Below are 13,383 nucleotides of genomic sequence, written 5' to 3'. Positions count from 1 at the left end.
CGCGTGGATGTTGAAGGACTTGGAACCACGGAATGCACTGCATTGGCCCCGCCGGCTGTGGATCGTCCGGCACGGTGAGAGCGCCGGCAATGTCGCGCGCGATGCCGCGCAGGCCAGCGGTGCCGACCGCATCGAGTTGGCGGCGCGGGACGTGGATATCATGCTGTCGCCGCGCGGGGAGGAACAGGCGGCGGCGCTCGGCACAAGGTTCGCGCAGGCCGATCCCGACGACCGGCCGGACATCATCCTTGCCTCGCCCTATGTCCGCGCCTGCCATACCGCGCAATTGTTCCGCGATCATGGCGGCACCGACGAGGGTGCGCCGATCTGCGTCGACGAGCGGTTGCGCGAAAAGGAGTTCGGCATCCTCGACGGGCTGACCACCAGCGGCGTCGCCGCCGTTTATCCCGATCAGGCGGAGTTTCGCCGGTTGCTCGGCAAATTCTACCACCGGCCGCCCGGCGGGGAGAGCTGGTGCGACGTGGTGCTGCGCCTCCGCTCGCTGATGGATACGATCGCGCTGCACCATGCCGGGCGGCGGGTGATGATCGTCGCGCATCAGGTGGTCGTGCTGTGCCTGCGCTATGTGATCGAGAATATGTCCGAGGAGGAGATCCTGGCAATCGACCGGCAGGGTGACGTCGCCAACTGCTCCGTCACCGAATATCGCGCCGATCCGGGCGGCGGGCTGACGCTCGTCCGCTACAACGATGTGGTGAGCGACGATGCGGTGCCGGTGACGGCCGAGCCCGAGCGGACGGCGGGGGTGCGCGGATGAGCGACCGGATGACCCCGCTGGACAGCGCCTGGATTTCCGCCAATCCCGCCCCGGTCCACGGGCGGGGCACGACCAAGAACAGCCGCGGCAAGGTGCTGGCGATCGGGGGTTCGGCACGCGTGCCGGGCGCGCTGCGCCTGACCGGGGAGGCGGCACTGCGCGTCGGTGCGGGCAAGTTGCAGATGGCGACGATCGCCTCCGCCGCGACGATGCTGGGCCTGCTGGTGCCGGAGGCGGCCGCGATCGCTTTGCCTGAGGACGCGGACGGCGAAATCCATATCGATGCGGTCGACACGCTGGAGGCGGCGATCAACGGGTGCGACACGCTGGTCATCGGGCCCGGCATCGGCAGCCCGGAGGCGTCGTCGCGCATCCTGCGCATGGTGGCCGGCCAGCGGCGCGACGACATGATGCTGGTGGTCGATGCGATGGCGATCGGCTGCATCAAGGCCTTGCGCGCGGAGCTTGCCGGCTTTGCCGGGCAATGGGTGCTGACCCCGCATCACGGCGAGATGGCGGTGCTGACCGGGCGTGACGAAGATGCGGTGGCCGACGACCCGGCCGGCATCGCCGTCGAGGTCGCGGCGCATTATGGCGCGGTCGTCGCCCTGAAGGGCAGCGACACCGTGATCGCCGGGCCGGACGGAACGCTGCTCCATTATGGCGGGGGCGGCACCGGGTTGGCGACGGGCGGATCGGGCGACGTGCTGGCCGGGGCCATCGCCGGCCTGTTGTCGCGCGGCGCCCCGCCGCTGGAGGCGACGGGATGGGGCGTATGGCTGCACGGCCAGAGCGGCCGGCGGGTCGCCACCACCAGCGGCCCGATCGGATTCCTCGCGCGCGAGGTGCCGGCTGAGTTTCCCCGCCTGCTGCCACAATAGCGGGATGTGCCGCCCGCGATTGCCGCCATGCCTGATCGAGCCTGGTCTCGTTCCGACAGGAGAGCGCGATGGCATGGCACCACCGGGTCAGAGGCAGGGTTGCGCGGGCGGCGTGGCGAATGACAAAGCCGCGCACCATCGGCGTGCGGGTCCTGTTGCTGGACGAGCAGGATCGCGTGGCGCTGGTACGCCATAGCTACACCGATCTGTGGTATCTGCCGGGCGGTGGCGTGAAGAAGGGCGAAAGCACCAAGGCCGCCCTGCTCCGCGAGTTGCGCGAGGAGATCGCGGTGGAGAATGCCGTCATCGAGCGTGTTCTGGGCGTGTATCACAGCCGGCGGGAGCACAAGGACGACCACATCGTCATCTTCGTCGCGCGGATCGCTTCGAGCGCGGGCGGCACCCTGAAGCGCGCCGATCCGATGGAGATCGAGCAGGCGGAATGGTTCCCACTGGACGCCTTGCCCGCCACCCTCTCACCGGCGACCGGGCGCCGCATCGAGGAATATCGCGCCGGACGGTCAGGGGCGGGCGATTGGTAGCCGCCGCTGACGATCGATGCTCCGGCCTGCTCTCAACCCTCGCCTGACCGCGTCCCGGACCGGGCATCGGCGAGGCGGGGCCACATCTCCGCCCCGCAAGCACGCGCACGCCACCGCGCCTTCTTGTCCCAGCAGGTGACGTCCAGCCGCGGCAGGGTCGCCGCATCGCGGCCGATATAGCGGGGGAAATGCTGCTCGCCATAAGGGACGAGACTGTTGCGCAGCTCCTGCATGCGGTCCGCCGCGATGGTCGCCAGTCCCCCGCGGGCGGCGAACAGGGTGTCGCGTCCTACCGCGGCGGCGGTGCGGCAGAAGCCATATTGCGAGGATACCGTGGCGAAGCTGGAATAGGTCCGCGTGCCGAATTGGTCGAGCGCGGTCTGTCCGGCCTTTACCGTCTTGCTGGTGCGGGTGAAATAGCCGTTCAGCGTGCCCCATGCCGCTTTCAGTTCCTCGGCATGGTCCGCCAGAATGGCGTTGTAGGTGCCTTGCGTCAGCAGCGTCGGCTCGAACTGGCATTGCAGCGCCGCGACGTTCAGGGCGGCGCGCATCGTCCAGACCATGGCCGCCTTGCCCTCCGCGTCGGTGGCACCGGGCAGCGGTTGGGCGAGGCCGGCATTCGCGCCCGTCACGGCCGCGCCGCTGTAATCATAGCTTTTCAGAAAGAATTGCGCGGCGGCGGGCAGGGGTGCCGCCAGCATCGCCGTGCCCGCCAGTGCCGCCATCCAGATCGTCCGACCCGTCATCATCGTCCCCCGAACCATTCCCTACAATTGCCGCACCACGCGGGCGCCGACGCGCGGGTGCCAGGCGGTGCCGGTTTCGCGCACCGCGCCCATGCCGAACTGGATCTGGAACCGGTCGGTCACATCCTGTTGCAGTTGCGGCATGATGAGCGTCGAGCGGTCATGCCCGGCGCGGATATTCACCTCGACGCCCGCGGTCGTCGCATCGCTGATGTCGTAGAAGCTGGTATGGTTCACGATCAGGCCGCGCGCCTCCGCACCGGCCGCGCTGACCTCGCCCACGCCGATCATGCTGAGCGTGCTGAAGCGTGGCCCGAACCGGTTGCCGATCACATAGAGCAGCGAGCTTTCCCATTGCCCGCGCTCCCGGTTCCACAGCCCGAGATACTGGACGCCGTGGATGCCACGCCCGCCATTGATGGTGCCGAACGTGCCCTGCAGCCCCAGCTTGAAATCGGTGACGCGGCGATTGGTGAGCGGCAGTTCCAGTTCCACCGCAAAGCCGTCGGCCACCGCCAGCTCGATCTCCGGCGCCCATTCGACGCTGCGGTCCGGGCCGGACAGGCTGTGCTGCGCCAGCGTGTTGACCTCCAGCTCGCCGCGCCTGGCGCCGAGCGGCCGGACGAGATCGAACACCATCGGCTCGGCGATCTCGGGCGCCTCCTGCGCCTGTGCCGGTGCGATCGTCAGCACCGCTACGGCCGCGGCCGACCAGTATGCCCACCTCATGCGCGGTTCGCCGACAGGGCGGCACTGCGGTAGCCCGCGATCACCGCATCCAGCGTCGCCGGCCAGTCGAAGCTGCGCGTCGCGGCCAGCGCGGCGCCCGCCAGTGCGGCTGCGCGCCCGCGATCGGCGATCAGCGTGGCGGCCGCCTCGACATAGGCGACCGTATCGCGGGGCGACACCAGCAGCCCGGATTGCCCGTCGTCGATCAGCGCGCGGGTAGCCGCGACATCGGCGGCGACCACCGGCACGCCGGATGCCATCGCCTCCAGCGTGACGTTGCCGAACGCCTCGGTCAGGCTGGGGTTGACGAACAGGTCGGCACTCGCGACCGCGCGGCCCAGCGCCTCGCCGCCCAGATGGCCGGTCATCACCGCACCCTCCAGCCGGCGGGCGAAGCGGTCGCGCTCCGGCCCGTCGCCGATCACCAGCGGCCGAACGCGCAGGCCGCGAGCCCGCAGCCCGGCGATCACCGCCTCGTACATGGCAAGCCCCTTTTCGGCGACCAGCCGCCCGAAGAACAGCACCGCCACCTCATGCGGCGCAATCCCCATGCGCCGGCGCCAGCCATCGTCGCGCCATGCCGGGCTGAACTGGCGCGGATCGACCCCGCGGCTCCAGATGCGCATCGGGCTGGTAACGCCGCCCGCGCGCATCTCGTCGGCGATGCCGGCATTGGGCACCAGCACCATGTCGCAGCGATTGTAGAACCGGCGCAGCCACGCCTCCGCCGGGCGGCGCAGCAGGCCCAGCCCGTAATATTCGAAATAGGTCTCGAACCGGGTGTGCATGCTTGCCACCACCGGCACGCCCATCCGCCGGGCCAGCCGGATCGCGCCGGCATTGAGGCCGTCGGGCGCCGACACATGCACGATATCGGGCGCAAAGCCGCGCACGTCGGCGGCGGCTGCACCGGGCAGGCGCGGCGCGAGGCGATATTCCGGCCGCCCCGGAATGGCCAGCGAGGCGACCGGGACCAGGTCGCCCGCCGGCGCAAAGGCCGGCTCGGCGATGGCCGGCGAATAGACGCGTGCGCCGTGGCCACGCGACAGGACATGCCCGATCAGGCGGTTGAGCGCCCGGTTCGCGCCGTCACGCACGCAATTGTAGTTGCCGGAGAACAACGCGACGCGCAGCGCCGCATCGCCAACGGGCCGGGAAGAGGGACAGATCGCGCGCGCGGCGGGCCGGACGGGGGAGGGCGCCAGCCGCGCCAGCGCCGCTGCCCCTGGCAGAATAAGCGGAACACTCGACACGGGCAGCGCCCTAGACGCCCGACATGGAGGTTTGATGGAGGAACGGTGCGGGTTTAGATGACCGGCGGCGCGAGGTGCGGCAGGCGCAGCGTAAAGCGCGCGCCGGCGCCATCCGACCGGTTCTCCGCTGCGATGCTGCCGCCATGTGCCTGCGCGATCTTCTGCGCCAGGCTCAGGCCCAGCCCGCTGCCCGGCTTGCGCGCGTTCACCGCGGTATCGGCGCGCCAGAAGGGGACGAACAGTTGCGCGGCGTCATCGGCCGCGAAGCCGGGTCCTTCGTCCGCGACCGCGATCGCCACGCCATCGCGCATGTCGCCGATCGTGACATACACAGTCGTGCCGGCGGGCGCATGGCGTACCGCGTTGACGATCAGGTTGGTCAGCGCCTGGTTGATGCGCAGCGGATCGACCGCGACGGGTGGCGCCGCGCCCGTCACCCTGATCCGCACATCCCCTCCCGCCGCCATCGCCTCCAGGTCGGACGCGACCAGCCGCGCCGCCTCGGCAAGATCCACCGTCCGCCGCTCCAGCGCCAGCGGCTGTACCTCGGCATGGGCCAGGGTGCGCAACTCCTCGACGATGCGCGACAGCTTGTCGACATGGCGCAGCAGGCGCGGCGCCTCGTCCGCATCCACCGCGATGACCCCGTCGATCACACCGTGCAACCGACCGCGCAGCACGGTCAGCGGTGTGCGCATCTCGTGCGCGATCCCGGCGGTCAGGATGGTGCGCTCGCGCGCATAGGCGTCGAGCGATGCGGCCATCGCGTTGAAGCTGTCGACCAGATCGGCCACCTCGCCGGCCGCCGCGGCCGGGGTGATCCGCACATCCGGCCGGCCCGCCGCGACCTTTGCCGCCGCATCGGCGACCGCGGTGATTGGACGGCTGAGCCGCCGTGCGAAGACGAACGCGACCGCGCCGCCCGCCAGCGTCGAGATCGCCGCGGTGAGGGCAATGAAATACCAGTCGCGTGCGCCGATCTCGGTACGGCTGTAGCGGACGAACAACTGTCGAAACCGCGCCTGTGCGGCCGGGTCGTCGCGCAGCATCGCACCCAGTTCCAGCCAGCCCGATCGCGGCATTTCCGCACTCAGGTCGTAAAAGTCGAAATAGGTCAGCAGGAACGAGGCGCCGATGCCGATCGCCAGCGTCAGCACGGTCATGAACGCCGCGAGCAGCAGCATCCGGGTGGACAGCCGGTTCATCCCTATGACGACAGGCGATAGCCCAGCCCACGGACCGGTTCGATCAGCGCGGGCAGGCCCGCAGCCGCCAGCTTCGTGCGCAGCTTCGAGATGTGGGAGTCGATCACCCGGTCCAGCGCATCGCTGTCGGGCGACACCGCGTCGAGCAACTCGGTGCGGGTAAAGGCCCGGCGCGGCTGGCGGGCCATATGCGCCAGCAGCGCGAATTCCGTCGGGGTCAACGGCAGGGGGGCCGCCACACCGTCCGCCGGGCGGCGCTCCGCCAGCCGCGCCTCCAGGTCGATCGCCAGATCCCCGACGATCAGCGCGCGCGCGGCGCTGCTCCCGCGCGCCCGGCGCAGCACGGCGCGCACCCGCTCGATCACCTCGGAGGGATTGAACGGCTTCACCACATAGTCGTCGGCGCCGATGCGAAAGCTCATCAGCTTGGTCACGTCGTCATCGACCGCGGTCAGCATGATGATCGGGGTATCGTCGCGCCGCCTGACCGCGGTCAGCACATCGATGCCGTCGCCGCCAGGCAAACCGATGTCCAGCATGATCAGGTCGGGCCGCCACCGCGCATGCATCTGCACCGCATCGGTGACGCTGGCCGCCCATTGCACCTGAAAGCCCGCACGCTCGGCATAGGCGGTCAACAGGTCCGCAATGTCCCGGTCGTCCTCAACGATCATCACGCGTTCGGGCATGGTCCCTTTGTGCTAAGTCGACGCCGCGAAGTCCAACGCTAAGCGTATGCGAAGACGGCCCGGAAGCGTCCTACATAAGATCGATAATACAGGTTATGTTAAAGATGCGTTCACCGTCGTGACAGGCGCCGGCCGATCGCGATGGTGGTACCCAGCCCCGCAACGCCCAGGACCAGCAACGCCTTGGGCAGCTTCTGTACCTGCAGTGTCAGGCTGGAATGACGGGCTAACAGATGCTGGCTGCCACGCCGCGCACCCTTGCGGGGCTGGTACAGATTGTCGCGGCGCTCGGGGTCGCCGGGATCGGCCGGCTTTTGCTGCGCGGGCGTGCCGACCACTTCCATGATCGCATCGGCGATGCGCGGGGCAAGCTGGGGCAGCAAAGACGACAGCAGCCCGCCGCCGCCGGCATAGAGGGTGCGCTGCGGATGCGCGCAGGCGTGCAGCACCGCGTCGGCGACCACCTCGGGCGTGTAGAGCGGCGGGGGCAGCCGCGGCGGCTTGTCCATGAAGTTGCGGGCATGTTCGGGAAAGGGCGTGTCGATCGCGCCCGGCTTGACCAGCGTGACCGAGATGTTCGCGCCTGCCGCTTCCAGTTCCATGCGCAGTGTATCGGTCAGTGCCTGTACCGCATGCTTGGTCGCGCAATATGGCCCCTGTTGCAGGATCGCCCGGTCGCCCAGGATCGAGCCGACATTGACGATCGCGCCGCCCTGCCCGCGCAGATAGCGTGCCGCAACCAGTGATCCGTGCAGCACGCCGAAATAATTGACGTCGAACACACGCCGGTGATCGTCCAGCGGCACCTGTTCCAGCGTGCCATAGGTTCCGGTGCCGGCATTGTTCACCCAGGAATCGATCCGCCCGAACGTGGCGACCGCCACCGCCGCGACCCGCTCGACCGCGTCGGCATCGGCGACATCGGCGACGCAGGTCGCGATCTTCGCGCCCTCGGCCGCCAGCCGCGTGCGCAGCGCGTCCAGCGCCGGCTCGCCGCGTGCGACGGCGACCACCGCCGCACCCTGCCGTGCCGCCTGCTCGACGATGGCCAGCCCATTCCCGCTGCTGGCACCCGTCACCACGATCACCTGCTCGGCAAGCGGCTTCAACCTGATCGACATCGCGCGGTCCCTTTGCTGGAAGCGGGGATGACGCATGGCCCACCGCGATCGTTCCCATGGCGACGGGAACCATCGGTCAAGTTGTCGATTAGGATATGCGTGTAAAAGCTGGCGTGGTCATCGAACCATTATAGTTGTTCATGGTCGTCGAAGCTGTTCCGTTATAGATGCAGATTGCACGGTATCAGCAGATGATCGCGACGATAAAGGTTATTAAACCTGTCGTTAACGGCCTGAACATCAATATACCCCGGTCTAAACGGGGTTTGGTCATGTTCACGCATTCATCCATCACGCGCAGGGCGGCGGCGGCATCCTTCGCCTTCGTCGCATTGCTTGCCGCGCAGCCCGCCATGGCGGGCGATTCCAATGGCACGATCGGCATATCCCTCGATGTTTCCGGCGCCTGTGCGGTCAACGGCGGCACCGTGACCGCCGGTACGCTGGGCGAACTGGGCACGATCACCTTCGCGCCGCAACCGGGCATCTTCGGCGATATCGATGCCACCGTCGTCTCGACCCGGACCGGCGGGGGCGCCATCACCATCCTGTGCTCGCCCGGACTGACGCCTGCCATGGCGATCGGCGCGGGCGCCCATGCCGACAGCAGCGTGCGGCGCATGGCGTTCGGGCAGAACATGGTGCCCTATCGTCTTTACAGCGACGCCAACCACAGCAACGAGATCATGATCGGCCAGCCGGTCGCACTGGGCACCGCCACGACCGACGCCATCTCGCTGCCGATCTTCGCGCGGGTGAACAGCGGCGGCAAGGTGCTGGCGGCGGGCGCCTATACCGATACCGTGCAGGTGACGCTGACTTGGTGACCCGCCGCGCCGGGATCGCGGTGCTGGTCGTCGGCGTGTTGCTGCTCCCCGGCGCCGCCCCGGCGGAGACCGCCCGGACGTTCAAGGTCTCCGCCTCCATCGCCAGCGGCTGCGCGGTCACGGTCGACGGCACCGGCGCCTGGGGGCGCATCGATCTCGGCACCGCGAACGGCGCGACCGGCGCCACGCTGGAGGCGGGGGTGACGGACGGCGTGCAACTGGCCTGCACCCCCGGCACCGTCGCCACGGTCAGCGCGGATGCCGGCGAACATGCCCGCGCCGGCGTGCCGCAACTGGCCCATGCCGGGGACGGCGCCAGCCTGATCCCCTATCACCTGTTCGTGAACGGCGGCACGACGCCGTGGGAGGGGCAGTCGATCGCCCTGACCTTCCCGCCGGGCACCTCCCGCCTCAGCCTGCCGGTACGCGCCCGCGCCACCGTGCCCCGCCCTGCCCGTGCCGGCCGCTACGCCGATGTCGTGCGGATCACCGTCCGCTGGTAACCCCTCACCCCTTGCCGAGTCGCCTGCCATGACCCTGCGGCTGTTCCGCCTGTGCGCCTTCCTCCTGCTCGCCCTCGCCGCCCCCTGCTCCGCCGCGACGGTCGTCATCTGGCCGATCGATCCCGTGATCGCCGCAGGCGAACGCGCCACCGCCCTGTGGATCGAGAACAAGGGCAACGCCCCCGTTACCCTGCAGGTCCGCACCCTCCACTGGACGCAGGACAACGGCGAGGACCGGCACGTCGATCAGGACAGGATCGTCGCCAGCCCGCCCATCGCCACGGTGGCCCCGGGCCAGCGTCAGCTCGTCCGCATCCTGCGCCGCGACGTGGCCGATACGGGCAGCGGCGAGCAAAGCTACCGTCTGCTGATCGACGAGCTGCCGCCCGCGATCGATACCAAGGGCGCCGAGGCCGGCCCGCGTGCGCAACTGGCGGTACAGATGCGGTATTCGATTCCGCTGTTCGTCCGTGCCGGGGCGAGCGCCAACGCGCAGCCGGTCCTTGCCGCACGAATCCTGCTGAGCGAGGGGCGACGCTATCTGGTCGTCACCAACAGCGGCGCGCGCCATGCCCGGCTGGTCGATCTGCGCGGGGGGCGCACGCCCCTGCTGCCGGGGCTGGTCGGCTATGTCCTGCCGGGTCAGACGATGCGCTGGCCCCTGCCCGATGCCGCGGCCGATCTCGGCAAGCTGACCGTCAACGTGAACGGCACCGACGCGGTGCTGCCGATCACTGCCTGACGGCGATGCCGGGCCGGACCTGCGATCATGCGCCGGGCGCTTCTTCTGCTCCTTTTCGGGGCCATGATGCTGGCGATGCCCGCGCACGCCGCTGATCCGCGCCAGCAGCTGTTCGTGGAACTGGTGGTCAACGGCCGCTCGACCGGCGATGTCGTCGAGCTGGCACTGGCGGGCGAGGCGATGATCGTCCCGGCCGAGGCGCTGCGCCGCAACGGCGTGCCGCTGGCGCCGGGGGACGAGGGCGAGATCGATGTCGCCCGCCGCCCCGATCTCGGCGCGCGCTATGACGCGGCCCTTCAGCAACTGCACCTCACCATCGCGCCCGATCGCCTGCCCGTCGCGCGCATCGCCGCTACCGGCGCGCCGCGCATGGCCAGCGTCGCGGACTGGGGCGCGATGCTCAACTACGAACTCTACGGCCAGACCGCGGCCGGACGGAGCAGCGCGGCGCTGTGGACCGAACAGCGGCTGTTCGGCCCGGCCGGCACCTTGTCCAACACCGGCACGTGGCGCAGCGGCGCGGGCTATCTGCGCTATGATACCAGCATCCGCCGCATCGACGAGGACCGCGCGCTCGGGTGGGCGGCGGGCGACCTCATCACCCGCGCGCTGCCCTGGACCACCGCGATCCGCATGGGCGGGATACAGGTGGCGCGCGACTTCGGCATCCGGCCCGATCTCGTCACCATGCCGTTGCCGCGGTTTGCCGGTCAGGCGGCGGTGCCATCGGCGGTTGACCTGTTCGTCGACGGCTATCGCCGCCAAAGCGCCACCGTGGAGCCCGGCCGCTTCCTGCTCGACAACATTCCGGTCGTGAACGGCGCGGGCGAGGCGACGATCGTCACCACCGACGCGGTCGGCCGCCAGATCGCGACCACCATCCCCTTCTACGTCTCGGCCAGCCTGTTGCGTCCCGGCCTGAGCGATGGCGGCGCGGAGATCGGCTTCGTCCGCCGCGGTTATGGCCTGCGCTCCTTCGGCTATGGCCCGCTCGTCGCCAGCGGCACGTGGCGTCGCGGCACGACCGAGCGCCTGACGCTGGAGGCGCATGGCGAGATGGGGGGCGGGGTCGCGCTCGCCGGGATCGGCGCCGTCGTCGCCCCCTGGCGGATCGGCACGCTGTCGCTGTCGGCCGCCCGCTCGAACGGCGCCATGCGCTATTCCCTCGGCTACAGCTATGCCGCGCGGGGATTCAGCATCGCCGCGCTGCACGAGGAGCGGGATCGGCGCTTTCGTGACCTGGGCGATTTCGACCTGCGCAGCACCCTGCGCAACCGCCGCGCCGATCGCGTCATCGCCAGCGTCACGCTCGGCCGCCACGGCAGCCTGGGTGCCGCCTATCTCGACGGCCGCGCGCTGGATGGCGCGCGAGCGCGCATCGCCAGCCTGTCCTACAGCCGGCCGCTGTTCGGCCACGCCAGCCTGTTCGTCAGCGCCGATCGGGATGTCTCGACCGGGCGCACCAGCGCGCAACTGCGCCTGTTCGTGCCGTTCGGTCGCAATGCCGCCAATGCCGGGATCAGCCGTACCGGTGGCCGCAACCTTTACCAGATCGGCTATGCCCGCGCGATGCCGGCAAGCGGCGGCCTGGGCGTCGACGCCAATATCGCGACCGACGCATCGGGCACCGCCTATGGCCAGGCCACCGCGACCTGGCGTGCCCGGCCGGTCACCGTGCAGGCGGGCGGCGCGGTGGTGGGCGGCGCGCGGTCGGCATGGGGCAGCGTGTCGGGCGCCCTTGTCGCGATGGATCACGGCGTCTTTGCCGCCAATCAGGTCAGCGACGCCTTTGCCGTCGTCGCGACCGGCACGCGCGGGGTGAAGGTCGCGTATGAGAACCAGACGATCGGCGTCACCGATGCGCGCGGCTATCTGTTCGTCCCCAACATCGTGTCGTGGCTACCCAGCCGCTTCTCGATCGATCCGCTGGCACTGTCGGTCGATCATGTGGCGCCGCAGGTGGAGACGCGCCTCGCGGTCCGCCGCGCCAGCGGGGCGGTGGTCCGCCTGCCCGTCCGGCGATCGCGCAACGTCACGCTGAAGCTGGTCGACCCCGCCGGCCGCGCGCTTGCCCCCGGCGGCCGCGTCACCCGCGCGGGCATGCCCGATGCGGTGACCGGGTGGGACGGCGTGGTCTATCTGGAGGATGTCGGCGCCCACATCGCGCTCGATGTGCTGCGCCGTGACGGCATCGCCTGCCGCGCGAACGCCGATCTTCCCGCCACGGCCACGGCGATGCCCGATCTCGGGGCGGTGCCATGTCGGTAAGGCCGCTCGCATGGCTCATCGCCGCGCTCGCCGCCCTGCTTTTCGCCACGCCTGCGCGGGCCGGGTGCACGCCCTCTTCGGGCCTGCTGACCTTCACCCCCGCCTCGTCCTATGATGTGCGCGCCACCGCGGTGGCGACCGTATCGGGTTCGGCGGGGCTGGCCTGTACCGGTGCGGCGCTGGGCCTGCTCAGCCGCACGCGGGCGCAGGCCACCGTCACCAGCCTGAACGGCTTCACGCTGGTCAGGCCGACGGGCGACGCGATCCAGTACCGCCTGTCCCCCGATGCCGCCCAGACGCTCAGCTTCAACCAGACGCCGACGATCGACTATGCCAGCGACACCTTGTTGTCGCTGCTCGGGCTCGTTGGCGCGACCAGCTTCACCGCACCGCTCTACGCCCGGCCCGTCGCCGCCGCCAATGTCGCGGCCGGCGATTATGCCGACACGCTGACGATCAATTGGGATTACGAGGTCTGCAACGGCGTGCAACTGCTCAGCCTTCTTTGCCTGGGCTGGGAAACGCGCAAGGTGACGGTTACCGTCGCGGTTAAACTAGTCGTCGGCCGTGATTGCCGCATCACCGCGCCCGACATCCAGTTCGGCACCGCCGCCCTGGTCGAGCAGTTCGCACCGCAAACCGCCGCGGTGATGACCGATTGTACCAAGGACACTGCCTACAAGCTCGCTTTCACCGCTGGAAACGCGCAAAGCGCGCGTCCGTGGCGGGCGATGAGCGGCCCGGGCGGTGCCGCCTTGCAATATAATCTCTACCGCCCTGACGGCGTCACCATCTGGGACGAAAGCAATCCCCAGCCCGCCGAGCGCCTGGGCACCGGCAGCCAGACCCCGGTTCAGGCCCATGCCTTCGTCGCCCGGATCAATCCCGACCAGCCACCACGCCCGCCCGGCAGCTATAGCGACGATGTCAGCGTGGTGATCTCCTTCTGACGCGCCTGCATTAACGATGATTTCACGGCAGAATGCGGGCGAACACCATTGGAAACGGTTCTTATTCATCGCGCCGAACATATTGTTTTGACGCGATGATCCGCGTAAAAAACTTTGGCTGCTCCCTTTCTCCCGTGGCGGCGGTGGAT

The 13,383-nt window shown here is 69.5% G+C and carries 14 protein-coding genes; 8 read left to right on the top strand and 6 right to left on the bottom strand.

Annotated elements, in window-relative coordinates:
- Positions 1 to 7: 7 nt before the first annotated feature.
- The 3 genes from GQR91_RS01155 to GQR91_RS01145 all read left to right on the top strand — a co-directional run bounded on the left by GQR91_RS01155 (position 8) and on the right by GQR91_RS01145 (position 2,201).
- Positions 8 to 778 (top strand): histidine phosphatase family protein, encoded by a 771-nt coding sequence (locus GQR91_RS01155; protein ID WP_149682549.1) that lies wholly within the window; start codon positions 8 to 10, stop codon positions 776 to 778.
- Positions 775 to 1,659, top strand: a complete 885-nt coding sequence (locus GQR91_RS01150) for an NAD(P)H-hydrate dehydratase (protein WP_235904044.1) — start codon at positions 775 to 777, stop codon at positions 1,657 to 1,659. Before GQR91_RS01155 ends, GQR91_RS01150 begins: the two co-directional genes overlap by 4 nt.
- 119 nt (positions 1,660 to 1,778) lie before the next feature.
- The gene (locus GQR91_RS01145; protein WP_235904045.1) at positions 1,779 to 2,201 is read left to right on the top strand and encodes an NUDIX domain-containing protein; all 423 of its coding nucleotides are present in this window, start codon (positions 1,779 to 1,781) and stop codon (positions 2,199 to 2,201) included.
- Between the two features lie 32 nt (positions 2,202 to 2,233).
- On the opposite strand, the gene GQR91_RS01140 is transcribed toward GQR91_RS01145, so the two are convergent.
- From GQR91_RS01140 to GQR91_RS01115, 6 genes are all read right to left on the bottom strand, one after another.
- On the bottom strand, positions 2,234 to 2,950 hold the full coding sequence (locus GQR91_RS01140; protein ID WP_235904046.1) for a hypothetical protein: 717 nt from the start codon (positions 2,948 to 2,950) through the stop codon (positions 2,234 to 2,236).
- 18 nt (positions 2,951 to 2,968) lie between these two features.
- Positions 2,969 to 3,676, bottom strand: coding sequence for a hypothetical protein (locus tag GQR91_RS01135; RefSeq protein WP_235904047.1), 708 nt, complete (start codon positions 3,674 to 3,676; stop codon positions 2,969 to 2,971).
- On the bottom strand, positions 3,673 to 4,929 hold the full coding sequence (locus GQR91_RS01130; RefSeq protein ID WP_235904048.1) for a glycosyltransferase family 4 protein: 1,257 nt from the start codon (positions 4,927 to 4,929) through the stop codon (positions 3,673 to 3,675). Before GQR91_RS01130 ends, GQR91_RS01135 begins: the two co-directional genes overlap by 4 nt.
- Before the next feature lie 53 nt (positions 4,930 to 4,982).
- The gene (locus GQR91_RS01125) at positions 4,983 to 6,134 is read right to left on the bottom strand and encodes a sensor histidine kinase (protein WP_149682551.1); all 1,152 of its coding nucleotides are present in this window, start codon (positions 6,132 to 6,134) and stop codon (positions 4,983 to 4,985) included.
- Between the two features lie 2 nt (positions 6,135 to 6,136).
- The gene (locus tag GQR91_RS01120; RefSeq protein WP_149682552.1) at positions 6,137 to 6,823 is read right to left on the bottom strand and encodes a response regulator transcription factor; all 687 of its coding nucleotides are present in this window, start codon (positions 6,821 to 6,823) and stop codon (positions 6,137 to 6,139) included.
- Positions 6,824 to 6,933: 110 nt separating this feature from the next.
- Positions 6,934 to 7,944, bottom strand: coding sequence for an SDR family oxidoreductase (locus tag GQR91_RS01115; protein ID WP_160146780.1), 1,011 nt, complete (start codon positions 7,942 to 7,944; stop codon positions 6,934 to 6,936).
- A 272-nt stretch (positions 7,945 to 8,216) separates the two neighbouring features.
- Between GQR91_RS01115 and GQR91_RS01110 the strand changes: the two genes are divergently transcribed.
- The 5 genes from GQR91_RS01110 to GQR91_RS01090 are packed head-to-tail and all read left to right on the top strand — an operon-like array spanning position 8,217 to position 13,234.
- Positions 8,217 to 8,771, top strand: a complete 555-nt coding sequence (locus GQR91_RS01110; protein ID WP_160146781.1) for a Csu type fimbrial protein — start codon at positions 8,217 to 8,219, stop codon at positions 8,769 to 8,771.
- Positions 8,768 to 9,274, top strand: coding sequence for a spore coat protein U domain-containing protein (locus GQR91_RS01105; RefSeq protein WP_160146782.1), 507 nt, complete (start codon positions 8,768 to 8,770; stop codon positions 9,272 to 9,274). The genes GQR91_RS01110 and GQR91_RS01105 overlap by 4 nt, the downstream gene beginning before the upstream one ends.
- 28 nt (positions 9,275 to 9,302) lie before the next feature.
- On the top strand, positions 9,303 to 10,016 hold the full coding sequence (locus GQR91_RS01100; RefSeq protein WP_160146783.1) for a fimbrial biogenesis chaperone: 714 nt from the start codon (positions 9,303 to 9,305) through the stop codon (positions 10,014 to 10,016).
- Positions 10,017 to 10,043: 27 nt separating this feature from the next.
- Positions 10,044 to 12,284, top strand: a complete 2,241-nt coding sequence (locus GQR91_RS01095) for a fimbria/pilus outer membrane usher protein (RefSeq protein WP_164727718.1) — start codon at positions 10,044 to 10,046, stop codon at positions 12,282 to 12,284.
- Positions 12,275 to 13,234 (top strand): Csu type fimbrial protein, encoded by a 960-nt coding sequence (locus tag GQR91_RS01090; protein ID WP_149682558.1) that lies wholly within the window; start codon positions 12,275 to 12,277, stop codon positions 13,232 to 13,234. The genes GQR91_RS01095 and GQR91_RS01090 overlap by 10 nt, the downstream gene beginning before the upstream one ends.
- Positions 13,235 to 13,383: the final 149 nt, after the last annotated feature.

Origin of the sequence: Sphingomonas carotinifaciens, assembly GCF_009789535.1 — a bacterium.
GTDB classification, from domain to species: Bacteria; Pseudomonadota; Alphaproteobacteria; order Sphingomonadales; family Sphingomonadaceae; genus Sphingomonas; species Sphingomonas carotinifaciens.
The sequence above is the reverse complement of the archived record's forward strand: the minus strand, read 5'-3'. Positions and strand labels throughout refer to the sequence as shown.

What these genes read in the sequence shown, in the direction of transcription:
- GQR91_RS01110 (WP_160146781.1), top strand. Translation starts at nt 8,217, where the DNA reads ATGTTCACGCATTCATCCATCACGCGCAGGGCGGCGGCGGCATCCTTC.
- GQR91_RS01120 (WP_149682552.1), bottom strand. Translation starts at nt 6,823, where the DNA reads ATGCCCGAACGCGTGATGATCGTTGAGGACGACCGGGACATTGCGGAC.
- GQR91_RS01145 (WP_235904045.1), top strand. Translation starts at nt 1,779, where the DNA reads ATGACAAAGCCGCGCACCATCGGCGTGCGGGTCCTGTTGCTGGACGAG.
- GQR91_RS01135 (WP_235904047.1), bottom strand. Translation starts at nt 3,676, where the DNA reads ATGAGGTGGGCATACTGGTCGGCCGCGGCCGTAGCGGTGCTGACGATC.
- GQR91_RS01125 (WP_149682551.1), bottom strand. Translation starts at nt 6,134, where the DNA reads ATGAACCGGCTGTCCACCCGGATGCTGCTGCTCGCGGCGTTCATGACC.
- GQR91_RS01115 (WP_160146780.1), bottom strand. Translation starts at nt 7,944, where the DNA reads ATGTCGATCAGGTTGAAGCCGCTTGCCGAGCAGGTGATCGTGGTGACG.
- GQR91_RS01155 (WP_149682549.1), top strand. Translation starts at nt 8, where the DNA reads ATGTTGAAGGACTTGGAACCACGGAATGCACTGCATTGGCCCCGCCGG.
- GQR91_RS01150 (WP_235904044.1), top strand. Translation starts at nt 775, where the DNA reads ATGAGCGACCGGATGACCCCGCTGGACAGCGCCTGGATTTCCGCCAAT.
- GQR91_RS01140 (WP_235904046.1), bottom strand. Translation starts at nt 2,950, where the DNA reads ATGATGACGGGTCGGACGATCTGGATGGCGGCACTGGCGGGCACGGCG.
- GQR91_RS01095 (WP_164727718.1), top strand. Translation starts at nt 10,044, where the DNA reads ATGCGCCGGGCGCTTCTTCTGCTCCTTTTCGGGGCCATGATGCTGGCG.
- GQR91_RS01100 (WP_160146783.1), top strand. Translation starts at nt 9,303, where the DNA reads ATGACCCTGCGGCTGTTCCGCCTGTGCGCCTTCCTCCTGCTCGCCCTC.
- GQR91_RS01090 (WP_149682558.1), top strand. Translation starts at nt 12,275, where the DNA reads ATGTCGGTAAGGCCGCTCGCATGGCTCATCGCCGCGCTCGCCGCCCTG.